Genomic DNA, 23,439 nt, shown 5'->3' on the forward strand with positions numbered 1-23,439 from the left:
TTCTAACCTCTTTCTTCGACCTCTAAGCGGTCGACTTTCTGGAAGCCTCGCGACAACTTGCTGCCCCGGCGGCCACGCTCACCGACGTAATAGTCAAGATCGCGACTCGAGAGCGTCTGCTTGCGCTTGCCTGCATGCACCACCAGCGAGGCCCCGGCGGGCAACATGGCCAAGTCACGTACGAACTCTTCCCGGTTGGCAGCGCGCGCGCCGGGGATATCGATCATCTTGTTGCCCTTGCCCTTGGCCATGACCGGCAGTTGCTCGAGCGGAAAGACCAGCAAACGCCCTTCGTTGGAGACCACGGCGATGCGCATGCCTTCGCCTTCCGCCACCGCAACCGGCGGCATGACATTGCAGCCCTTGGGCACGCTGAGCGCGGCCTTGCCCGCCTTGCTCTTGCCGATCAGGTCATCGAGCCGAGCGATGAAGCCGTAGCCTCCGTCCGAGGCCAGCAGGTAGCGCGCCTCGGGCACATCAAGCATTACTCCGACCATGCGCGCGCCGGCGCCGGGATTGATGCGTCCCGTGATGGGCTCACCTTGGCTGCGGGCCGAGGGCAGGTTATGTGCGGGCAGCGTATAGCTGCGTCCGGCGTCATCGAGCAGTACCAGCGGCTGATTGGACTTGCCACGTGCGGCCAGATGAAAGCTGTCGCCCGCCTTGTAGGAAAGCCCTGCAGGGTCGATCTCGTGGCCCTTGGCACTGCGAATCCAGCCTTTTTCGGAGAGCACCACGGTAATCGGGTCGGCGCCCACCAGCTCGACCTCGGACAAGGCTTTGGCTTCGCCGCGTTCGACGAGCGGCGCGCGGCGGGCATCGCCATAGTCGTCGGCGTCCTGGCGCAATTCGCGCTCGATCAGGTCAGTCAGCGCCTCGTCGTTGCCCAGCAGCTCCTTGAGGCGTTCACGCTCGGCGCTCAACTCGTCCTGCTCGCCGCGAATCTTGAACTCCTCGAGCTTGGCCAGATGCCGCAGGCGCAGCTCGAGAATCGCTTCGGCTTGACGCTCGGACAGCCCGAAGGCGTTGATCAGTCCCGGCTTGGGCTCGTCCTCCTCGCGGATGATACGAATCACCTCGTCGATATCGAGATACGCCGCCAGCAAGCCTTCAAGAATATGCAGGCGATCCTCGACCTTCTTGAGGCGGTGTTCGAGCCGCCGGCGCACCGTCGCCCGGCGGAAGCGCAGCCATCCACCCAGGATGGCGTGGAGTGCCATGACGCGCGGACGCCCATCCAAGCCGATGACGTTCAGGTTGACGCGCACGTTCTTCTCGAGATCGGTGGTGGCGAACAGGTGCGCCATCAGCGCTTCGACATCGACCTTGCCGGAGCGCGGCACCAGCACCAGACGCGTGGGCGTCTCATGGGTCGATTCGTCACGCAAATCCGCCACCATAGGCAGCTTCTTGGCCTGCATCTGCGCGGCGATCTGCTCGAGCACCTTGGCGCCGCTGACCTGATACGGCAATGCGGTAACCACCACATTGCCCTCTTCCAGCGTATAGCGCCCGCGCAGTTTCACTGAGCCGCGCCCACTCTCGTAGAGCTTGCCGAGATCGGCCGGCGAACTGATGATTTCCGCTTCAGTGGGAAAATCCGGCGCCGGCACGTAACGCATCAGGTCGCTGACGCTGGCCTCGGGATGACGCAGCAAGTGGCAGGTCGCGTCCACGACTTCGCGCACGTTATGGGGCGGAATGTCGGTGGCCATGCCCACCGCGATACCGGTCGCGCCATTGAGCAACACGTGCGGCAAACGCGACGGCAGCACGGCCGGCTCATCGAGGGTACCGTCGAAGTTAGGGGTCCAGTCGACGGTGCCCTGACCGAGTTCGGAGAGCAGCACCTCCGAGAACTTCGACAACCGCGCCTCGGTATAGCGCATCGCCGCGAACGACTTGGGGTCGTCGGGACTCCCCCAGTTGCCCTGGCCATCGACCAGTGGATAGCGATAGCTGAACGACTGCGCCATCAGCACCATCGCCTCGTAACAGGCGCTGTCGCCGTGCGGGTGGAACTTACCCAACACGTCGCCGACGGTACGTGCCGACTTCTTGTACTTGGCGCTCGCCGTCAACGACAACTCGCGCATGGCATACACAATGCGCCGTTGCACCGGCTTCATGCCATCGCCGATATGCGGCAGCGCCCGATCGAGAATCACGTACATCGAGTAGTCGAGATACGCCTTCTCGGTATATTCCTTGAGGGACAAACGTTCGACGTCGCCCTCTTCCACATGGATGTCCATGGTCATGGGTTTGGGGCCCTATCTACCATCATGGAAACTTCGCGGACCGTGCCCGCACGAAACATAGCTTGAAGAGAGAAGAACGCCGCTTCGCGCCTGGAAGAAGGAAGAAAACCCAAGACAATCTGCCTCATCTCTCTTATACCTTCCATCTTCTTGCTTCCCTCTCACACTTCTATATCGGCTAGGTTGCCGTAATCCTCGAGCCAGTTCTTGCGGTCGCCGGCGCGCTTCTTGGCCAGCAGCATGTCCATCATCTCGCGGGTGCCGTCGTCCGTAGCGAGGGTCAGTTGCACGAGGCGGCGCGTGTCGGCGGCCATGGTGGTTTCACGCAACTGCAGCGGGCTCATTTCGCCTAGGCCCTTGAAGCGCTGAACGTTCGGCGTACCACGCTTGCCTTCCAGGCGTTTCAAGATGGCGGCCTTCTCGCTTTCGTCGAGGGCATAGTGGACTTCCTTGCCCAGGTCGATGCGATACAGCGGCGGCATGGCCACGAACACATGCCCGGCATCGACCAGCGCGGGGAAGTGGCGCACGAAAAGCGCGCACAGCAGAGTCGCGATATGCAGACCATCGGAGTCGGCGTCGGCGAGGATGCAGATCTTGTGATAACGCAGCTTGGTGAGATCGTCGCTACCGGGGTCCATGCCGATGGCCACGGCAATGTCGTGGACCTCCTGGGAGCTGTAGATATCGTGCGCCTCGACTTCCCAGGTGTTGAGGATCTTGCCGCGCAGCGGGAGGATCGCCTGCGTCTCACGATCACGCGCCTGCTTGGCGCTACCGCCAGCGCTATCGCCCTCGACCAGAAACAGCTCGGAGGCCGCCGGGTCCTGTCCTGCGCAGTCGGCGAGCTTGCCCGGCAAGGCGGGACCGGAGGTCACCTTCTTGCGGGCCACCTTCTTGGCACTCTTCTGGCGCCGCTGGGCGGCATTGATCACCAGCTCGGCCAAGGCCTCGGCTTGGTCGACGTGATGGTTGAGCCACAGCGAGAAGGCGTCCTTGACGACGCCGGAGACGAAGCCGGCCACCACGCGCGAGGAGAGTCGCTCCTTGGTCTGGCCGGCGAACTGCGGGTCGAGCAGTTTCACGGAGAGCACGAAGGCGACACGCTCCCACAGGTCGTCGCCGGTCAACTTGACCCCGCGAGGCAGCAGGCTGCGGTATTCGCAGAATTCACGCAGCGCCTCGAGCAACCCCGAGCGCAAGCCGTTGACGTGCGTGCCGCCGAGCGGTGTGGGAATCAGGTTGACGTAGGATTCCTGCAACAGTTCTCCGCCTTCGGGGAGCCACTGGATGGCCCAGTCGACGCCCTGATCGTCGTCCTCGAAGTGGCCGAGAAACGGCGAGCTGGGCAGCGCCTCGACGTCGTCGGTGGCCTGGGCCAGATAATCGCGCAAGCCGTCGGCGTATTGCCACACGCTCTGGCTGCCGTCGGTATCCACCAGTGTCACCTCGAGCCCGGGGCAGAGGACCGCCTTGGCGCGCAGCAGGTGCTGAAGACGCGGTAACGACAACTTAGGGCTATCGAAATAGCTCTCGTCCGGCCAGAAGCGCAGCACCGTGCCCGTGGCCTTCTTGGCACACGACCCGATGACGGCGAGTTCCTCCACCTTGTCGCCATGGGCGAAAGCCATGGCGTGGCGGTCGCCATCGCGGCAGACCTCGATTTCCAGACGCCGCGACAGCGCATTGACCACCGACACCCCGACACCGTGCAGGCCGCCCGAGAAACGGTAGCTCGATTGCGAGAACTTCCCGCCCGCATGCAACCGCGTCAAAATCAGCTCGACGCCGGACACCCCATGCTCGGGATGTACGTCGATGGGCATGCCACGTCCGTCATCAGAGACCTCGATGCCGCCGTCGTCATGCAACTGCACACGGATATGCCGCGCATGACCGGCCAGCGCCTCGTCGACGCTGTTGTCGATGACCTCCTGCACGAGATGGTTGGGGCGACTGGTATCGGTGTACATTCCGGGGCGCTTGCGCACCGGGTCGAGTCCCGACAGGACCTCGATGGAACTGGCACTGTATTGCGTCATGCGTTGTCCATTAAGTGAGTTCGTCAGAGCGCGCGTACGATCGGGCGGGCAGCGTCCAACCACCATGCGCGAAGATGGCCGGCAAATAATCGGCCAGGGCACTGAAGCCGTGATCGCCGCCGGGATGCACGATCATCGAAGCACCGGCATAGAAAGCCAGCGCATCGCGACAATCCAGCGTTTCATCGGCGCTACCCAGCAGCACTTGATAGCGACTCGGGTCGATGACGGCGGCGGGCGTCATGGACTCGAGCGCTTCGCCATGTCGCTCGTCGATAGTGAAGCGCTCATGGGTATAAGGATTTTCCAACGGCGCGCCCATCCACTGCGTCACCAATCGTGCCGGCCGTACCGCGGGGTTGATCAACACCGCGCGCACGCCGAAGCGTTCGGCCAGGCAGGTGGCTAGAAAGCCTCCCATCGAACTGCCGATCAGCAAGGTGTCATCGCCCAGGGCATGCAACTCGCGCTCAGCGCATGCCAAGGCTTCATCGGGACGATGCGGTAATTGCGGCGTGACACACCGAGGTGGCGCCACATCTTCGCTCGCCAGATGCTCGCAGGTGGCCGCGATCAAGCGCGCCTTGGGCGACGCCGCGCCACTATTGAAACCATGCAGGTACAGGATATTGGCCACGGGCGTAATATTAGCCACAGACGTCATATTCGCTACGGGCATCGTCAGCATACCGCACAACCTGTACAAACAGCCAGTATCATGTTCCGTCCTGTGCTTGCCATACCACATCGAGCAGGCCTCGGCTGGAATCGTCCAGCGTCTCAGCACCGCGCCGCGAGGCCAGGATCTGCTCGGTTTCGGAGGCGATCTGCTTGCCCAGTTCCACGCCCCATTGATCGAAGGGGTTGATGTCCCAGAGGGTGGCCTGAACGAACACCTTGTGCTCATAGAGTGCGATCAACGCGCCCAATGAGCGCGGCGTCAGGCGGTCGAGCAGCAGCGTGGTCGAGGGCTGATTGCCCCGATAGCGCTTATGGCTCGGACGCGGCACATCACTGGGCAGGGCTTCGTCGCCGAGCATCAAGACCCGCGACTGGGCGACGCAGTTGGCCAGCGTCAAACGGTGCTGAGCCTTGAGGTGCGCCCGAGTGGCCGGGTCCTCGACCCGATCATAACGTCGCACCGGGGCGATGAAGTCGCACTCCACCGCCTGCGTGCCCTGGTGAAGCAACTGATAGAAGGCATGTTGCGCGTTGGGACCGAGCTGCCCCCACAGTACCGGACAGGTGGAATACGGCGTGATCTCGCCACTATTGGTGACCGACTTGCCGTTGGATTCCATCTCGAGCTGCTCGAGATAACTGGCGAAGTATTCGAGACGGCCATCATAAGGCAGAATCGAATGCGCGCGCACATCCAGGAAGTTGACGTTCCAGATGCCCGCCAAGGCCAGCAGCACCGGCAGGTTGTCCTCGAGCGGTGTCTCACGGAAATGGCGATCCATGTCGTGAGCGCCCGCCAGCAGCTCGCGGAAGTTATCCATGCCCACCGCCAGCGCGATGGGCAAACCAATGGCCCCCCATAGCGAATAACGCCCGCCGACCCATTCCCAGAAGCGCAACTGATGACGCGGATCGATGCCCCACTCGCTCATCTTCTCGGGCTTGGCCGAGACACCGATGAAGTGCTGGCGCATCACCAATTCGCTCATCTCGGTATCTTGATCGCCATCGGCCAAGCGCGTCATCAACCAGTCGCGCGCGGTCGAGGCGTTGGACAGCGTATCGATGGTGGTAAACGACTTCGATGACAGCACGAAAAGCGTGGTGGCAGGATTGAAGCGGGTCAGGTAGTCGGCGAGTTGCGAGCCGTCCATGGTCGAGGCGAAATGAATGTCGACCTGATGCACTTCGCGTGGCCGGTAATCGGCCAGGGCGTGGGTCACCATCAAAGGACCCAGGTCGGAACCGCCGACGCCCAGGTTCACCACGTCGGTGATCGGCCGTCCCGTGGCGCCGCGCCACTGCCCGGCGTGACATTTTTCGACCATCGCCTGCATGCGGGCCAACGTCTCGTGGACATCGGGGACGACATCCTCGCCCTCGACCACCAGACTCGCCTCGGGGGGCAGGCGCAAGGCGGTGTGCAAGGCCGGGCGATCCTCGGAGAGATTGACCCGCTCGCCGTCTTGCAAACGCGCGATGGCGCGCTCGAGATCCGCCTCACGGGCCAGCTCGAGCAGCATCGCAAGCGTCTCGTCACGCCAGCGATGTTTGGACAGATCCAGCGTCAGCCCTACCCCACGTCGCGTGAAGCGCGCAGAACGACCGGGGTACTCGGCGAACAGGCTCTTGAGATGCACGTCACGCATTTCGGTGGCATGCGCGGCGAGCCTTTGCCAGGCCGGCGAATGGTGGATCATGGTTGACTGGGTCATGACTCGTACTCTCCTTGACAAGCTCGCTAATGGCCCCGCGGATGCACAGCCCCGGCGCGGCGCGTACAATGCGCCATTCCCTGTGGCCCCGCCACGCCTCGACTCGATGAGTGCCTCATGAGTGACGCATCTTACCGTGACGCGATCTTTTCGACACCCCTCGACCGGGTGGCCAACTTTTCCTTCGACGAACAGGTCGTCGCCTGCTTTCCCGACATGATTCGTCGCTCGGTACCCGGCTATGGCCAGATACTGGGCATGCTGGGCTTGATCGCTGAACGTCACCTGCGCTTCGGCGCGCATGTCTACGACCTGGGCTGCTCGCTGGGCGCCGTAACCCTCGCGCTCGCCGGGCGCTTGCCGCCCGAAGCCTTCACGCTGACCGGGGTCGACCTGTCACCGACGATGGTCGCCCGCGCGCGTGAAACGCTCGCCGAAGAATGCCCCGATCATCGCATCGATATCATCGAAGGCGATATCCGGCACGTCGATTACCGACCCGCCGGCATGATCGTGCTCAACTTCACGTTACAATTCTTGCCGCCCGAGGACCGCCGCGCGGTCATCGAGCACCTGTACAACGCTCTGGAACCCGGCGGAGTGCTGGTGCTCTCGGAAAAGATCGTGCTACCCGACGAGCAGGAAAATGCCTGGCTGGTGGAACGCTACCACGATTTCAAGCGCGCCAACGGCTACAGCGACATGGAAATCAGCCAGAAGCGCACCGCGCTGGAAAACGTGCTGGTACCGGATACCCTCGAGACACACCACGACCGACTGCGTACCACCGGTTTTACGCGCGTCAGTACTTGGTTTCAGTATCTCAATTTCGCCTCGATGGTGGCCTTCAAGGATGCCTGATCGCTTGCCGCTCGACCGCACCCAACGTGCACTCTTCGATGCCTTCCTCGACAACGGCCTGACCGAATGGATCGCGCAGCTGCCGACGCAACTCGCCAACGGTCTGGACCGTCGACGCTTCGGCGATCTGCCTGCCTGGGAAAAGGCCGTCGCCAAACTCCCGGCGCTGCCCGAGACACGCCATGTCGCGCTCGATCAAGACAGCGTGCGGGTCGATGTCGCGCTCGACGACAGCCGCCAACGCCAGTGCGAGAACCTGCTGCGCAAGTTGATGCCCTGGCGCAAAGGACCCTATGTCTTGGGCGGGATCAACATCGACACCGAATGGCGTTCGGACTGGAAATGGCAGCGCGTCGCACCGCATCTGTCACCGCTCGAGGGACGCCGCGTACTGGATGTCGGCGGCGGCAACGGCTACCACGCCTGGCGCATGGCCGGCGCAGGCGCAGCGTTTGTCCTGGTTATCGACCCGTCGCCACGCTTCTATTACCAATTTCAGGCCATACGCCATTTCGTGGGCGAGGCCGACGCATGGCGCACGCATTTCCTGCCGGTCGGCATCGAGGACGTTCCTCCGCAACTCGAAGCGTTCGATACCACCTTCTCGATGGGCGTGCTCTACCATCGCGCCTCGCCGCTCGAACATCTAACGCAACTGCGCGGAACCCTGCGCCCCGGCGGCGAACTGGTCCTCGAGACCCTGGTCGTGGAAGGCGATGTCACCACCGTGTTCATGCCCGGCGAGCGCTACGCCGCCATGCCCAATGTGTACTTCTTGCCCTCGTCGGCGGCGCTGTCGCACTGGCTCGAGCGCTGTGGTTTCGAGGATGTGCGCGTCGTCGACGAAGCCCCGACATCGTTGGAAGAACAGCGCAGTACTCCATGGATGACATTCCAATCGCTGGCCGACTTTCTCGATCCCGAGGATCCCACGCTAACCCTTGAAGGCTATCCGGCGCCACGGCGTGCCGTGCTGGTGGCACGCAAACCCGAGTGACTTAGGCACTTTTCAGACAAGGCCTAACACTTGTTTGACTTGCGCGCATTGGACTTGCTCTCCTCCGGCATGCGAACGATAATGTTTATCATTATCGATGTCGAAGGAGGCCTATCATGCTGTCGCTCTTCAATACGGCTCTGGAGGGAACGCCGCGCCTGATGCCCTTCAACGATCGTCTGGTGCCGGGCGAACTACTCGGCATCTGCGGGCCGCATGGCGCGGGCAAGAGTACCCTGATCGGCTTGCTCGCCGGTCTCTACCGACCCACGCGCGGTAGCATCTGCCTCGACGGTCAACCCCTGCACTGCTGGCCCAGCACCTATCGCGCCCAGCGCATCGCGCATGTCGTCGCCCCACCGCAAAGCTTGGCCGATTGGCGCGTGCGAGACCTCGTCGGGCTGGGTCTGCTGGAGAGTTGCTCACGCGTCACGCAGCACGGTGCCAGTGCGCCGCCCTGCCTTCCGCTGGCGGTTGAGACGGCACTCAAAGCGCTCGATCTGCAAGCCATGGGCGACCAACGCCTAGGGGGGCTCGACCCTGCGAATGCTCAACGCGCGATGATCGCGCGTTCGCTGTGCCAAGTCGCGGCGGCGCCCCATTGCCCACTTCGGCAGCGACGCGACAATGGCATCCTGCTACTTGACCTCGAGCCTCTCGCGCCCGAGCAAGAGCAGCGCCTCTTAGCCGATCTAGGCGCCGCCTCGCGCCGCCACCGCCTTTGCATCGTGCCAGTCGTCAGCCAGTGCGACGCGAGTCTCGCATGCTGTGACCGCGTATGGTGGATGGACGCCGGAGCACGCTGCACCAACCTAACGCCGGCGGTGCGTCATGTGCTCAGGGTGCAGGTGAGCCCACCGAAGACGGAGACACGTCTCTCGAAGAGGCCAGACGCCACGCCTTGATATCAATCGACCTCGGGGGTGTCGGCCTGCAAGGCCTCGCGCCGAATGCGCCAGTCTTCCAGCGCCATGCGCGCCTGGGCACGCTTAGCCTGTTCCTCCAAGGCGCGTGACGGCGACGTCGTGGCCGCCAGCGCGCTATCCTCCAAGTCAGGCGCGTCGTTCGACCAACGATAGTAGGTAGGATCGGTGAGGCTCGTGGCCGCTCCCGCATCGCTGATCATAATGCCCTGTCCACCATCCTGATGGTTGAAGGTGAGTGCCATGGGCGATGTTTTTGGGGTATACAGATCACGCCCCATCCACGGCACCTGCGCGTCGGAAAGCGAATGCGCCCATAGCGTCGGGAAAATATCCCGATGGCTGGTCCAGTCATCGACCTGCGCCTCGCCACCATCGCGATAGGCCGGCGGCACCCACATCAGGAGCGGCACACCGAATTGATCGAACAAATCATGCGCGTCGGGATACTGCATGAGAGAGCGTGTATTGTGATCGCCGGTCGCCGCGAACAGCGTATGATCCATCAATCCATCGGCATCGAGACGGTCGAGAAAACGGCCTAGGTTGTCATTGGCATATTGATAGGTCTCGAGGATCGAGGTGCCGAACTCGGGCGAGACGGCCAACTCATCGCCCAGCCGCGAGACATCCAAGGGCGCGGGATCGTAGTCTTCCGGAATCTTGTACGGCGGGTGATTGGTGACCGATAGCATCACCAGCAGCAGCTTCTCGTCGTTAGCCTCGGCCTCTTTCAGAAGCTCCTCGCCGTAGCGGAACATCCACTCATCGAAGGGCCCCCAGGTACCGCCCTTGGCCTCAGGGAAACGCTCGCGGATCGCGCTCTCGCCCAGCACCTCGTCGAAGCCTTGACGCTTGAACGCATTGTCGAGGTTACGCCACTGTGCGGAGCCTGACTTCAGTAACACGGTGTGGTATCCCGCACGCTCATAAGGCAACACAGCCGATGTCGAATACTGACGATAGCCGTAACGACTTTGCGTCAACGGGCTGATCGGCGTGTCGAGCAGCAGCCCCTCCAGGGAGGGATGCGTACCGTTCTCGGCCGATAGCGCATGCGGGAAATAATCCGCCTTTTCCTGCATCCAGGGACGCAAGTGCCCCAGAAGATCATTGTTCTCGGCGTCGTCGAAAGCCAGCGGGTGACGCCCCCAGCTTTCCATCAAGCTCAGCACGACATGCGGCGACTTCTCTTTTACAGCGGGTCGCACGGGGGTCGTCTCGGTCATGTGGTCGAGAACCGCCTGTGGAGTATCGGCCTGCGACCAACCGAGCACTTCTGCCGCCGCCATGGGGGAGCTGAACCCATAACGTGTCAGGCCCGACTGAGGATCGTCGCCAATCTGATTGACCTGACGCTCCTTCCAGGCGAGATAAAGCGCCTGCGGCCCACTGGGCACCAAATCGTTGACAAAGGCATTCGACGAAACCGCCATGTGCATCTCGCGCAAGGGAAAGGTGCCCACAGTGCCACGCCCCAATCCAATCAACGCCACCCAGGAAACAACCACTAACAGGGTGGCCCAACGCCAGCCCAGGCGGCGCCGTGCTTGTCGGTGGCCATGCCGCATCAAAGCAACTTGGATCCCCGTCATGCCGGTCAAGGCAATCAGCAAGGAGAAAAAGGGATAGTCACTCCAGATCGTCTGCAGTACCGCCTGGGTATCGTCTTCGAACAACCCGAATATCAGCGAGTTGATCGGGCCCTGGTAAAAGGTGAAGAAGAAATGATTGATCAACGCCAGAAGATTGACCAGCACCATGATGGCAATGGCCCAGACCGGCCACAGGCGACGCCAGCCAGCCAAGAAGATACGCGGCAAGGGCAGCAGTGCCGTCGCCACCACCAGCCATGGCCCCAGGAGAACCGCCATGATCTTGGCGTCGAAACGTAGCCCCATCCAAAAGGCTTGCAGCAACTCCCCGGTCGGGACATCGAGCGAAGACGGCGCATTCAGTTGCCACAGCAAGACACGCATCAAGGTCAGGGTCACTACCCCGATGAGCCCCAGCCGCCACAGTTGACGGTTCATTTCGCGCCAGTGCTGCCAACGCGAGACGGTCACGGAATCGTTATACATATGTCATCTCAGCCTGATAAGCGCGCACACTATACCGGCCTTGGACGACTCTGACGATGCGTTAGCGTGCTTGCTATTGGGAAAGATGAAGCTTCTTTACACAACGACGCGCGGCCAAAACCGCGCGTCGTACTATCCTCTTGCGTTCACCGTCCTTCTTGCGCTCACCGTCCTTCTTGCGCTCACCGTCTTACGGGCAGGGACCGCTTTGCAGATTGGCCTGAGTCACGTTGCTGCCCGGCTCCACGCTACGCGTGAGCCACACGTTGCCTCCAATGATCGAGCCCTTGCCGATAGTGATACGTCCCAAAATGGTCGCCCCGGCATAGACGACCACATCGTTCTCGACGATGGGGTGGCGCGGCAGGCCTTTTTCCAGGTGGCCACGCTCATCCGACGGAAAGCGCTTGGCCCCCAGTGTCACGGCCTGATAGAGGCGCACGTTATTACCGATGATCGCGGTTTCGCCGATGACCACACCAGTGCCATGGTCGATGAAGAAACCCTCGCCGATAGTGGCCCCCGGATGGATGTCGATGCCCGTATCCGAATGCGCGATTTCCGCGATCATCCGCGCCAGCAACGACAGGTCCTCCTGGTAAAAATAGCTGGCGATACGGTGGTGGATAACCGCATGCACCCCCGGATAGCACAGCAGCACCTCATCGACGCTACGCGCCGCCGGATCGCCATGGTAGGCCGCCATCACATCGGCATCGAGGCGGCGGCGAAGCTCGGGCAAGTCGGCCGCGAACCCCTGCACGATCTCCACCGCACGCGCCTGGGTATCACCGGCATCGTGCCCCAATTGCCGGGCGATGTACTTCAGCTCCAGGCACACTTCGTGGCATAGCGCATTGAGGGTGGCATCCAGCGTGTGACCGACGTAGAAGTCCTCGCTCTCGCGACGCAGATCACTAGGGCCGAGACGCATCGGAAACAACGCCCCGATCAAGTCGTCGGTAATGACACGAATGGCACTCCGCGACGGCAATTCACGACAGCCACGCTCGCGCGAGCGTCCATTACGCTCGCGCCAGGTTTCGCGAGTAGCTCTCAACTGCGTCACGATTTCCTCAAGCTGCCAATCGACGTTATGCATACCTCACCGTGTCCTCAATGAATACGAGTGCCTCATGATAAGCCGCCTCATGGTCGAGTGCGACCTCGGTCCCGCGCACTTTCTTCGCGTAGTGCTTGCCACAGCGCTTACCGCAGCACCCAATGCAAAATGCCCTTCCCCGCGGGCGGGAAGGGGCATGCAAGACACTAGGCAGTCGCGGCTCAGTGCCCCATCAGCGAGCGGACGTCTTTCGCCTCCCAATGCGGGAAATGCTTACGAACCAACGCATTGAGTTCTATCTCGAAGGCCTGCCAATCCACCTCACCGTTGCTCGTACCGGCGCCCTTGGCCGCGCCACGTACCATCCCCGCGCCCACGGTGACGTTGGTCAACCGGTCGATGACGATGAAGCTGCCGGTGCCGGGGCTCACGCGGTAGTCGTCTACCGGTAGCGTGCCAGCCACGTCGACGCGGCAACGGCCGATGGCGTTGAGCCCCAGGGTCTCGGCAGCGTGATGCTCGAGCGTGTTGACGTCGATCTGGTAGTCGATCTGGCTCACCTTGCCGGCGAGATCCCGGGTGGCGAGCTTGAGGTCATAAAGCCGGCCGGTCTCGAGAGCGGTGTCGTTCATCCACACGATGTCGGCCTCGAAGGCGTCGGCCAGTGGCACCTCGGCATCGGCGGCAACCAGCCAGTCACCCCGCGAGATGTCGATCTCATCATTCAGGGTGACGGTGATCGCTTGCCCCGGATACGCCACCTCGAGATCGCCATCGAAGGTGACGATGCGCGCCACCGTGGAGGACTTGCCGGAGGGCAGCACCTTGACGGCCTGACCGGGGCGCAGAATACCGGCCTCGAGCGTGCCGCAGTAGCCGCGGAAGTCGAGGTGCGGACGATTGACGTACTGTACCGGCAGACGCAGATCCGTCAGGTTCCGGTCATGGGTGACCTCGACGGTCTCCAGCAGTTCGAGCAGCGGAGGCCCGTCATACCAAGGCGTGCTCTCGCTGGCATTGACGACGTTGTCGCCTTCCAGCGCGGACAGCGGCACGAAGTGAATGTCGGGGGCATTGAGCTTGGCGGCGAAGTCACGGTACTCGGCGACGATCTCGTCGAAGCGTGCCTGGGAATAATCGACCAGGTCCATCTTGTTGACCGCGATCACCAGATGCTGGATGCCCAGCAGATCGGCGATGAAGCTGTGCCGCCGGGTCTGAGTCTGCACACCGTAACGCGCGTCGATGAGGATCACCGCGAGGCTGGCCGTGGAGGCGCCGGTCGCCATGTTGCGAGTGTACTGCTCGTGGCCCGGCGTATCGGCGATGATGAACTTGCGCTTGTCGGTAGAGAAATACCGATACGCGACATCGATGGTGATGCCCTGCTCACGCTCGGACTGCAAGCCGTCGACCAACAGCGCCAGGTCGACCTTATCGCCGGTGGTACCGCTGGTCTTGGAGGCCTGCGTGATCGCCGCGAGCTGATCCTCATAGATCATCTTGGAATCGTGCAACAAACGCCCGATCAGGGTCGACTTGCCGTCGTCGACACTCCCGCAGGTGATGAAACGCAAGAGGTCCTTGTTTTCATGCTCGTGCAGGTAGGACTCAATATCGTCGGCAATCAGCGATGACTGGTGTGACATTAAAAGTACCCTTCGCGTTTTTTACGCTCCATGGACCCCGCCTGGTCGCGGTCGATAGTACGGCCGGAGCGCTCGCTGGTCTTGGTCAGCAGCATTTCCTGGATGATCTCGGGCAGCGTGTCGGCTTTCGATTCCACCGCGCCGGTAAGCGGGTAGCAGCCCAATGTACGAAAGCGTACCCACTTCTCTTCGGGGACTTCGCCTTCTCCCAGCGGCATGCGGTCGTCGTCGACCATGATCCACGTGCCGTCGCGCTCGACCACCGGGCGCGGGGCGGCGTAATACAACGGGACGATGGGGATCGATTCCAGATAGATGTACTGCCAGATATCCAGCTCGGTCCAGTTGGAGAGCGGGAAGACGCGGATCGACTCACCCTTGTTGATCTTGCCGTTGTAGATGCTCCAAAGCTCCGGACGCTGGTTCTTGGGGTCCCAACGGTGATGCTTGTCGCGGAAGGAGTAGACGCGTTCCTTGGCGCGCGAGGCTTCTTCGTCGCGGCGCGCGCCGCCGAAGGCCGCATCGAAGCCGTGCTTATCCAGGGCCTGCTTGAGCGCCTGGGTCTTCATGATGTCGGTATGCTTGGCACTGCCGTGATCGAACGGATTGATGCCCGCTTCGACGCCTTCCTGATTGATATGCTCGATCAACTCCATGCCCACCTCGTCCGCCATGCGGTCGCGAAACTCGATCATCTCGCGGAACTTCCAGGTGGTGTTGACATGCATCAACGGGAACGGCGGCGTGCCGGGATAAAACGCCTTGCGCGCCAGATGCAGCATCACCGACGAATCCTTGCCGATGGAGTACAGCATCACCGGGTTGGCGAATTCAGCGGCTACCTCGCGGATGATATGGATCGACTCCGCCTCAAGCTGCTTCAAGTGGGTTTGGCGTTCGGGTGAGATTTCAGACATCTGAAAACCTTGGTTTTTAGGAACAGTCGTTGAGACAAGCTGGAAGCTCGTGGCCCGCCGCTCTACGCGTCATGGCGCTCACGGTACCTAGAGACATATGATAACGTCAAAGAATTAAGGACTATCTTTTAAGCACGCAAAAGCATAAAAGGCATGAGCACAACGCCCCCACTCTCAAGGATCGACGCGCTCCACCCAGGTCGACAAACGCTGTCCTTCGAGGTCGATGATGCGAAAACCGGGGCGAGACGCTTCATCGAGCGTGAACTCATCTCGCCGGGGAAGAAACTGATCGGCGGTGGCGGGACAGCCGTAAACGGCAATGTCCCCATGGCGTTTCGCAAACGCCTGATGGATATGCCCACACAGCACCGCCCGTACCTGGCCGTAAGCGGCCAGCGTCTGCCATAGCGCCTCGCGGTCCGCCAGGCCCAGTGCATCCATCCACGCCGAACCGATTTTCAGCGGCGGGTGGTGCATGGCCAGCAACGTCGGACGCTCGTCCTCCTCGAGACGCATGGCCAGGTCCTGCAAGGCGGCTTGGCCCAGCTCTCCGCCCGCTTGACCGGGTATGCGGGAGTCCAGCAGCAATAGCCGCCACTCGCCGAGGTCGAGTTCATCGTGAAAGGGATGTAGCTCTTCCATGAACTCGGGATGGTCGTGATTGCCGGTCATCCAGAACCATGGGCACTCGAACTCGGTGAAGACCTCAAAAGCATGACGGTATGCCGCCGGGGATTCATCATGGCTGATGTCGCCACTGACCAGCACGATATCTGGACGCAATCGCCGTGCCTGGGCAACGACAGCGCGCAGCTGGCGCAGCGGATAGCCGATGCGTGAACGCGCCTCGGGATTGGCGCAGAGATGACAATCGCTGATCTGAATCAGGCGCATCAAGGCAGCTCCGGCACGTCCACGGTCAGCCCGTGAGCCAAGCCATGTTCCAACCACTCCCCCAAGAAGCGATTGAGCTGGAGTTTTTCGTCGGGCTGATGCATACGCGCGTTGGGGTAGCGATACCGGCCATGAAAATGCCGTTGGCGCTGAAAGTCGGTGACTTCCGCCATGCGTGCGTCGTGATAAAGATGCACACGCATGCGCGGCGACTCGATGATGCCGTCCAGCACACCACTCTGCGAGACACGACAAATGGTGGTGTAAGGCGCGCATTCGAGCACTTCCAGCCACAGCGAGCCAAAGCGACGATGCTCACCGGCCAGGGCGACCTCGCGTGTTTCTCCGGCGCCCATGTCGCCGAGCAGTCGGCTCAGGCGCAGGTAGTTGGCCGTGCACTCGCCTTGCAGGGACTTGAGGTCGTTAACATATGCCGCTTTCGCCATCCTCTACCTCCTTGCCCGTAGCGAGGCGCGCTCACGCACCAGCCAGTTCAACGCGATCAGGGACATCGCGTTATCGATGACGCCTTGCTCGAGTAGCGCCCAGGTCTGGGCAAAGCTCAGTACGTGGACCTGAATATCCTCGTTTTCGCTCTCGAGACCGTGCACACCCCCCACACCGTCGCTATCCACCAGCCCGCAGAACAAGGTGACTCGCTCGGTGCACGCGCCGGGGCTCGGATAGTACGTATACAATTCGATCAACTCGCCGATCTCACAGCCAGCTTCTTCCATGGATTCACGGCGGGCGACCTCGGCGCCGGTCTCACCCGCGTCGACCAACCCCGCCACGGGCTCCAGCTTCCAAGGGCTTTGCGGATCGTCCAACGCACCGGCACGTATCTGTTCGACGTGCACCACGCAATCACGCTGCGGGTCGTAAAGCAGCACGCCGACCGCGTCGTGGCGCACATGAACTTCACGGAGGACCCGCTCGCTCCATCCACCGTCAAAACGACGATGCCGATAATGACGCCGCTCGAGACTGAAGAATCCCGACTGCAGCGTTTCATCGAAGCGCTCCTCTACCGACTCATGCGCGTAACGCGGCGTGTAGGGATGAGCCTGTTCAGCCATGACGCCTCCTGACAGTAAAGCCATGAACGAGGCGACACGTTGCAAGGCGCGTCGCCCCCTAACACGGGCACAATGCGCCTCATTATCCCGACGCGGCATGGCGATGCCAACCGCGTCGGCGCTCTTCTATGACAATTCGTCCAATAGCCGCCGAGCTTTCTCTCGCAACGCCTCGTCAGAATCGCGCCCCTTGCGGGCCAGGCCATCGACGGCCTGCTGCGCGTGGCGACGTGCCTCGGCGCGGCGCCCCTCGTCACGGAGATACGTGGCATAGAAGTAATGAGTGTCGATGCCATCGCCGCGAATTTCCAGCGCGCGACGCAACAGATCACCGGCTTTGTCGTCATCGCCGAACGACACGGGCCAGCCCGGCGCACGATCGTATAGCGCGCCCAGCGTCACATAGGCGGAACCGTTATCGCCGCGCGGATCGAGCTCGATGGCACGTTCCAGCGCCTTGCGTGCACGTTTCGCCAGATCCAGCGCCCCGAGACCGCCCTTGGCCTTGGCATACGAGGCGAGAATCACGCCTTCGGCCGTCAATACATGTGCGTTGTCGGGATGCGCCTCAGCGAGAGCACCGGCCTCCTTCGCCAGGCTTGCAAGCGCCTTTTCCTGTGCCGCGCCCTGCATGCCATATTCCACATTTCCCCAACGCGACATCAACGGATATACACCATCCGGCGAAGCATCGGCCCAGGCCATAGCGCTACTGAGCGCGCCGATCAATGCGGCGCACAAGACCACATAAAGACGTGCCGGAACGAGACAGCGTCGGCGACGTGCTCCCTCAACATAACGAACCTGCATGCGACCTCCTGGCGTGCTGCACCATTGCGATAATAGGTATGTTCACTCGCTCTAAAATGTAACGAACGTTTGAATTAATCGCTAAGTCGATTCGTCGTAGTCCGAATTTTCGTCGTAGTCCGAATTTTCGTCGTGGCCCGAGTCTTCGTATCGACGACTCCGCACCGGGCAGCGGGGTTGGCGTACCGGCACGGCTTGCGTAGGGTAAGCATTCCACGCTCTGGAGGTAGGCATGAAAGGCCGCAACATGACCCGCTGGCGCGATCCTGCCAAGGACCCGCGCCAGGAAAAGAAGAGCCCGCTGATCACGGCACAGGGCTATGCCCGGCTCAAGGGCATCCATGAGCATCTTTCCCGCGTCAAACGTCCCGCGCTTTCCACCAAGGTCGGCGAAGCCGCCGCCCAAGGGGACCGCAGCGAGAACGCCGACTACACCTATAACAAGAAAGAGCTCAACCGCGTCATCGCGCGTATCCGCTATCTCGGCAAGCGTCTGGATGAGGTTCAGGTCGTCGACCGCCTGCCCGCCGACACCTCACGGGTGTACTTCGGCGCCTATGTCACGCTCGAGGATGAACACGGCGAGGAACTGGCGATTCGCATCGTAGGCCACGACGAAACCGACACCGACAAGCACTGGGTCAGCGTCGATGCTCCGCTCGCCCGAGCCCTGCTAGGCAAAGGACTCGACGAAGACGTCACCGTCAACGCCCCAGCCGGCGATACCACCTACGTGATTACGGATATCGCCTACGACGATCCCGACGCCTAAGTTCTTTTCTGAAAAGTGCCTCGGATGCGCTGAATAAATCGTCGAGCAGAATGAAGTGCAAGGCGCCCGGAGCACAGAAGGCGAGACATAACATGGGGTTAGGCGAGCCTTCGAGCACCGCGTAACGCGGCGATTCGTCTGTGCAGACATTTATGCAGTGCTTCCCTAACGCTTGATGGCGCGATATATACGAAACCGCCGATCATCGGCAAGCACCGTAAAGTCACCGAAGGCCTCTTCCAGCAAGCGGGGATACGGCAGGAAGGCGTTGGCCACCAGGATCAGACTGCCCCCCCGAACCAGCTTGTCGGGCGCCTCGCGTATCAAGCGCGCTGCCGGGCCGTAGTCGATGGCACGCTCCTGATGAAAAGGCGGGTTACTGACGATGGCGTCGAATTTTCCCGTCACTTCGCTGTAGACATCGCTCTGCCACGCCTCCCCCGCCAGCCGATTGGCTGCGAGTGTGCGACGTGTCGCAGCCACCGCGAAGGCGTTGAGATCCACCGCCGAGACGTTTGCGCCTCGTGCGCCGAGCCAGGCAGCGAGAATACCGTCACCACACCCCATATCGAGCAAGTGACGACCCGCCGGGTCGCCGAGGCCACTGGGCAGTGTCTCGAGCAACAAGCGCGTGCCATCATCGAGCTTGCCATGGCCGAATACGCCGGGATGGCTCGCCACGCTGAGTCCCGCGGCCTCGAACGTGGTCCAGGCCGCCTCCGGCGACAGCGATAACGGTGCCGTGCGCGTGGCATACAGCGTACAGCGTCGCGCGCTATCCACCTTGCGGCACCCGAGCCCCAGGGCGGCCAGCGATTTGAGCACACGCTTGACGCCCCCTTGATGCTCGCCGACGACCTGCAGCGGCGTCCCTTCAGGCAACACCGCGCACAACGCCAGCAGCCACCACTCGCCTAGCGCATGCGTCTTGGGCCAGAACAATACGGCACCCTCGACCGGCGCTTCCAGCACCGGCGCGAGGCCGTCGTACACCCGGTTCCCACGCGCCCGCCAGGCCTGACAAATCGCTGCATCCGCGCTCCATACGCTGCCGCCGTTCGTTTCCAGCCATGCATCGCGAGGCGGCGCAACCCACAACCAATCGCGATACTCGTGGGACTGACGGGCAAGCAACTGGCAAGGGGGCGTCTCCGCACTCATGACACGGTCTCCGGTTTGTACAGGGTGTAATGCAGGTAACGCCCCAGGCGCCAGTGCGGTTCCTGCTGGCAATAACGACGCTCGAGTTCGATGACTTTCTCGAGCTGCTCCGGCGTGGGGTGGCGCTCCAAAAGGTAGTCGTGAAAGATACGTACCCCCGTCACCGCCTCGATCGACAGGCCTTGTGCCGTACTCCATGCGCGTACCTGGGCATCGGTAAGTGGCGAGATCGGCGTCAGGCGCTGGCGTTTGCCGAGCCCTTCCAGGCGATCATCGAGCGCCTTGTCCAGGTTGCCCTTGATCACGTTGGAGAACCGCAACGCATCGCGGTTGAAGACCATCAACGACAGATAGCCACCCGGCGCCAGCAGCGTGGCGAGTTGTGTGAAGGCCGCCTGTGGCGCCGCCAACCACTCCAGAACCGCGTGGCACACGATCAGCCCCCACGGCCCCGGCGCGCGTTCGGGCAGCGTCTGCCAGGTGGCATCGACGGGCGTGATGGCCAGATCCCCCACGCCCGCAATGGCACGTTCGCGCATGTCGCGCGAGGGCTCGACCATGGTCACCGCATGACCACGTTGCGCTAGCCATATACTCATTTGGCCCAGGCCGGCGCCCACATCCAACGCGGGCCGCCCATCGGTGGGCAATTCGCTCGGCAACACGTGTCCCAGCACCGCCAGACGAATCGCACCGCGCGGCGTCCCGTAGAGGCCGCGTTCAAACTTGTCGGCCAAGCCGTCGAAAATCCGGTCGGTGGTGACCAATGGCATCCCCTGCTCATCCAGTCCCTCTAAAATGTCGGCAAATGAAGACACTTTTCCGCTCAAAGCCTGGCACTGGAATGTAAAAAAGGAGTAGTCTAGCGTTACTGCCTGTATGCCTCCAGCCCAGACCAGACGGGGCTTTCACGCACGGTGCATGGCGTCGATTCAACACGCATAACGCCACTTGATCGCGCGCCGGCCGGTGGCCGGCGAAATAGCGCCATTCCCACGCCTTCGCGTGGATGTCGTAGAGGACACGAGACCTTGGCCCCACATATCTTGCCTCCGTCGCTGACCGAGTTGCTGGAAGTATCAGGCATTGCACTCACGATTGCCGATGGTGAACAGCCTGGCTGCCCCCTGATATTCGTCAACAAGGGCTTCGAGCAACTCACCGGCTATGATCGCGAGGAAGTGTTGGGGCGCTCCTGCCGCTTGCTGCAGACGGGCGATGCAGACCCGGAGGCCAACCATCGCCTGCACCGTGCCATCGAAGAACGCACCCCGCTGACGCTGACCCTCGAAAATCGTCGCAAGGACGGCACCCGTTTCGACAGCGAACTAATGCTGGCCCCACTATACAGTCAGGAGGGACATTGCTACCTGATCAGCGTGCAGCGCGATATCAATGAACAACATCGATCTCGCACCCGCTGGCGCATCCAAGGCCGCCTCCTCGAACAGCTCAGTGCCCAGGCACCCGGCGTGCTGTTTCAATATCGGCAATGGCCCAATAGGCAGGGTAGCTTTCCCTACATCAGTCCCCGGCTAGAAGACTATTGCGGCATCGACCGCGACGCCCTGCAACAAGACGCCGAAACATTATTGGCCCGAATCGCCCCAGAGGATCGACAGCAGCTGCGCGACGCGCTCGCATGCTCCGCCACATCGCTGAGACTATGGCAAAGGGCCTTTCGTTATCATCATCCCACTCGAGGGCTACGCTGGCTGGAGTGCGCTGCCATGCCCACACGGCTGGCCAACGGAGGCACGCTGTGGCATGGCTATCTAACCGATATCACCGCGCGCAAGCTCGCCACGGAACGCATGGCGCTGGCCGAGACGGTTTTCGACAGCACCCATGACGGCATCCTCGTGACCGATGCCGACAAACGCATCATCGACGTCAATCCCGCCTTCACGCAGTTGACCGGATACAGCGCCGAGGAAGCCTTGGGACGCACTCCCCACTTGCTGTCCTCGGGCAAACACGATGCGCAGTTCTATACCAGCCTGTTCGCCACCGTGCACCAACAAGGGTACTGGACGGGCGATATCTGGAACGTTCGCAAAGACGGTAGTCAGCTCATCGAAAACGTCACCATCTCGGCGATCCACGATATCCACGGCACCATCACGCATTACATTGCCGTGTTTCGCGACATCACCCAGAAACACCTGAAGCAGGCGCGCCTCGAGCGGCGCGCCATCTATGACCCGCTCACCAGCCTGTTCAATCGCGAGCATTTTGGCGGTGCGCTGGAAAACCTGTTATCCGGGCTTTCCTATACCGGCATCGGGGTCGCCGTACTATTCATCGACCTCGATGATTTCAAACCGATCAACGATACATACGGCCACGCGGCAGGCGATGAAGCCTTGGTGATCATCGCTCAGCGGCTAAAGCAGCAAACACGCAGCACAGACCTGGTTGCAAGACTGGGAGGCGACGAATTCGTCATCGCGCTGGCAGGCATGCGTAGTGCAGAAAAAGCTGAAAAGGTCGCTTTCAAGCTCCTTGATGACCTGATCAGCCCTATCAATCTGCGCAACGAGCATAGCATCACGCTCTCGGCCTCGGTGGGCGTTGCTTATACCGAGGATAGCCAATACGCAGCGAACGCGCTGATCGCCGCCGCCGACAGCGCGATGTACGAAGCCAAAGGGCAAGGCAAGAATCGCGTTGCGATGAGCAAGCGCCACCCGAGCGATGGGTACGACCTTTACACGCGCTTGCAGAGCGCCCTGGAGCAGGAAGAGTTGGCGCTGTTCTATCAGCCCATCTTGTCGCTGACCGACGAACGCATCGTGAGCTTCGAAGCACTGGTGCGCTGGCATCATCCCGAGCAGGGCCTGCTCGCGCCTCACCATTTCATCGACATCGTCAATCACTCCTCACTGGAGCACGCCTACAGCACCTGGCTCGTCCACCAGGCCGCCCACACCGCGCAACGCTTTCAGGCTTCCAAAATGGCAGTCACCGTTAGCATCAACGTCACACGTGACCAAGTCGAATCCGGTCAGCTCGCCGAAGACATGGCACAGGCACGCAAGCGCCATGCCCTCGCCTCGCCGTTTCTCAATGTCGAGGTCGTGGAAACTACCCAGTTTCATGACATCGACTTGGCCTACAACCAACTCCAGCAGGCACGACGCTTGGGCGCCCAGATCGCCCTGGACGACTTCGGTTCCGGCGTCTCATCGCTGACATACGCCAGCCAACTCCCCATCGACATCGTCAAGATCGATCAAGCCGTCATCCGTCATCTCGTCGAGCGCCCGCAGCAACGTCGTTTCGTCGGTGGCATCATCGATATGGCGCATGCCATGCAACGCATGGTACTCGCCGAGGGCGTCGAAACGGTCGAGCAGCTCGATGTCTTGCGCCAAATGGGCTGCGACATGGTGCAAGGCTTTCTGATCGGCCATCCCATGCCGCGCGATGAACTCGAAGCACACTATCTGGCAAGCAAGGCGCCCCTCCTCTACCCTCTTGCTTTGCAGGCACAATCAACCCGCCCCGAAGCATGACACGGGTTTATC

Annotated in this window: 19 protein-coding genes; 5 read left to right on the forward strand and 14 right to left on the reverse strand. The window is 61.7% G+C overall.

Annotated elements, in window-relative coordinates:
- Positions 1 to 2 precede the first annotated feature (2 nt).
- The 4 genes from parC to pgi form a co-directional block, all read right to left on the reverse strand.
- The gene (gene parC, locus OP494_RS08785; RefSeq protein ID WP_280540364.1) at positions 3 to 2,261 is read right to left on the reverse strand and encodes a DNA topoisomerase IV subunit A; all 2,259 of its coding nucleotides are present in this window, start codon (positions 2,259 to 2,261) and stop codon (positions 3 to 5) included.
- A gap of 161 nt (positions 2,262 to 2,422) precedes the next feature.
- Positions 2,423 to 4,303 (reverse strand): DNA topoisomerase IV subunit B, encoded by a 1,881-nt coding sequence (parE, locus tag OP494_RS08790; protein WP_280540365.1) that lies wholly within the window; start codon positions 4,301 to 4,303, stop codon positions 2,423 to 2,425.
- Positions 4,304 to 4,313: 10 nt separating this feature from the next.
- Complete coding sequence (locus OP494_RS08795) at positions 4,314 to 4,958, reverse strand: YqiA/YcfP family alpha/beta fold hydrolase (RefSeq protein ID WP_280540366.1); 645 nt, start codon at positions 4,956 to 4,958, stop codon at positions 4,314 to 4,316.
- 61 nt (positions 4,959 to 5,019) lie between these two features.
- A complete protein-coding gene (gene pgi, locus OP494_RS08800; RefSeq protein WP_280540367.1) occupies positions 5,020 to 6,699 on the reverse strand; it encodes a glucose-6-phosphate isomerase in 1,680 nt (559 codons plus the stop codon).
- Positions 6,700 to 6,816: 117 nt separating this feature from the next.
- Here pgi and cmoA point away from each other — a divergent pair, with 117 nt between their 5' ends.
- The 3 genes from cmoA (at position 6,817) to OP494_RS08815 (ending at position 9,462) form a co-directional block, all read left to right on the forward strand.
- On the forward strand, positions 6,817 to 7,560 hold the full coding sequence (gene cmoA, locus OP494_RS08805; protein ID WP_280540368.1) for a carboxy-S-adenosyl-L-methionine synthase CmoA: 744 nt from the start codon (positions 6,817 to 6,819) through the stop codon (positions 7,558 to 7,560).
- Entirely contained in the window at positions 7,553 to 8,557 is a 1,005-nt protein-coding gene (gene cmoB, locus OP494_RS08810) for a tRNA 5-methoxyuridine(34)/uridine 5-oxyacetic acid(34) synthase CmoB (RefSeq protein WP_280540369.1), read from the forward strand. The genes cmoA and cmoB overlap by 8 nt, the downstream gene beginning before the upstream one ends.
- A gap of 116 nt (positions 8,558 to 8,673) precedes the next feature.
- The gene (locus tag OP494_RS08815) at positions 8,674 to 9,462 is read left to right on the forward strand and encodes an ABC transporter ATP-binding protein (RefSeq protein ID WP_280540370.1); all 789 of its coding nucleotides are present in this window, start codon (positions 8,674 to 8,676) and stop codon (positions 9,460 to 9,462) included.
- 2 nt (positions 9,463 to 9,464) lie between these two features.
- Here OP494_RS08815 and OP494_RS08820 read toward each other — a convergent pair whose 3' ends face one another.
- The 8 genes from OP494_RS08820 to OP494_RS08855 form a co-directional block, all read right to left on the reverse strand.
- On the reverse strand, positions 9,465 to 11,561 hold the full coding sequence (locus OP494_RS08820; RefSeq protein ID WP_280540371.1) for an LTA synthase family protein: 2,097 nt from the start codon (positions 11,559 to 11,561) through the stop codon (positions 9,465 to 9,467).
- A 190-nt stretch (positions 11,562 to 11,751) separates the two neighbouring features.
- Entirely contained in the window at positions 11,752 to 12,663 is a 912-nt protein-coding gene (gene epsC, locus OP494_RS08825; protein ID WP_280540372.1) for a serine O-acetyltransferase EpsC, read from the reverse strand.
- Positions 12,664 to 12,845: 182 nt separating this feature from the next.
- Positions 12,846 to 14,273: a sulfate adenylyltransferase subunit CysN gene (cysN, locus tag OP494_RS08830; RefSeq protein ID WP_280540373.1), complete on the reverse strand. Its 1,428-nt coding sequence runs from the start codon at positions 14,271 to 14,273 to the stop codon at positions 12,846 to 12,848.
- Positions 14,273 to 15,190 (reverse strand): sulfate adenylyltransferase subunit CysD, encoded by a 918-nt coding sequence (cysD, locus tag OP494_RS08835; RefSeq protein ID WP_280540374.1) that lies wholly within the window; start codon positions 15,188 to 15,190, stop codon positions 14,273 to 14,275. The genes cysN and cysD overlap by 1 nt, the downstream gene beginning before the upstream one ends.
- A gap of 174 nt (positions 15,191 to 15,364) precedes the next feature.
- Positions 15,365 to 16,087 (reverse strand): metallophosphoesterase, encoded by a 723-nt coding sequence (locus OP494_RS08840; RefSeq protein WP_280540375.1) that lies wholly within the window; start codon positions 16,085 to 16,087, stop codon positions 15,365 to 15,367.
- Positions 16,087 to 16,533: a DUF1249 domain-containing protein gene (locus OP494_RS08845; RefSeq protein WP_075368979.1), complete on the reverse strand. Its 447-nt coding sequence runs from the start codon at positions 16,531 to 16,533 to the stop codon at positions 16,087 to 16,089. Before OP494_RS08845 ends, OP494_RS08840 begins: the two co-directional genes overlap by 1 nt.
- Before the next feature lie 3 nt (positions 16,534 to 16,536).
- Positions 16,537 to 17,166 (reverse strand): NUDIX domain-containing protein, encoded by a 630-nt coding sequence (locus OP494_RS08850; protein WP_280540376.1) that lies wholly within the window; start codon positions 17,164 to 17,166, stop codon positions 16,537 to 16,539.
- Positions 17,167 to 17,292: 126 nt separating this feature from the next.
- Positions 17,293 to 17,976, reverse strand: a complete 684-nt coding sequence (locus OP494_RS08855) for a hypothetical protein (protein WP_280540377.1) — start codon at positions 17,974 to 17,976, stop codon at positions 17,293 to 17,295.
- 232 nt (positions 17,977 to 18,208) lie between these two features.
- Between OP494_RS08855 and greB the strand changes: the two genes are divergently transcribed.
- A complete protein-coding gene (gene greB, locus OP494_RS08860) occupies positions 18,209 to 18,748 on the forward strand; it encodes a transcription elongation factor GreB (RefSeq protein ID WP_280540378.1) in 540 nt (179 codons plus the stop codon).
- 165 nt (positions 18,749 to 18,913) lie between these two features.
- Here greB and OP494_RS08865 read toward each other — a convergent pair whose 3' ends face one another.
- Positions 18,914 to 19,909, reverse strand: a complete 996-nt coding sequence (locus tag OP494_RS08865; protein ID WP_280540379.1) for a methyltransferase — start codon at positions 19,907 to 19,909, stop codon at positions 18,914 to 18,916.
- The gene (locus OP494_RS08870) at positions 19,906 to 20,682 is read right to left on the reverse strand and encodes a methyltransferase domain-containing protein (RefSeq protein ID WP_280540380.1); all 777 of its coding nucleotides are present in this window, start codon (positions 20,680 to 20,682) and stop codon (positions 19,906 to 19,908) included. Before OP494_RS08870 ends, OP494_RS08865 begins: the two co-directional genes overlap by 4 nt.
- Before the next feature lie 258 nt (positions 20,683 to 20,940).
- Here OP494_RS08870 and OP494_RS08875 point away from each other — a divergent pair, with 258 nt between their 5' ends.
- Entirely contained in the window at positions 20,941 to 23,427 is a 2,487-nt protein-coding gene (locus OP494_RS08875) for an EAL domain-containing protein (protein WP_280540381.1), read from the forward strand.
- Positions 23,428 to 23,439: the final 12 nt, after the last annotated feature.

The organism is Chromohalobacter sp. 11-W, from assembly GCF_029889905.1.
Taxonomy (GTDB): Bacteria; Pseudomonadota; Gammaproteobacteria; order Pseudomonadales; family Halomonadaceae; genus Chromohalobacter.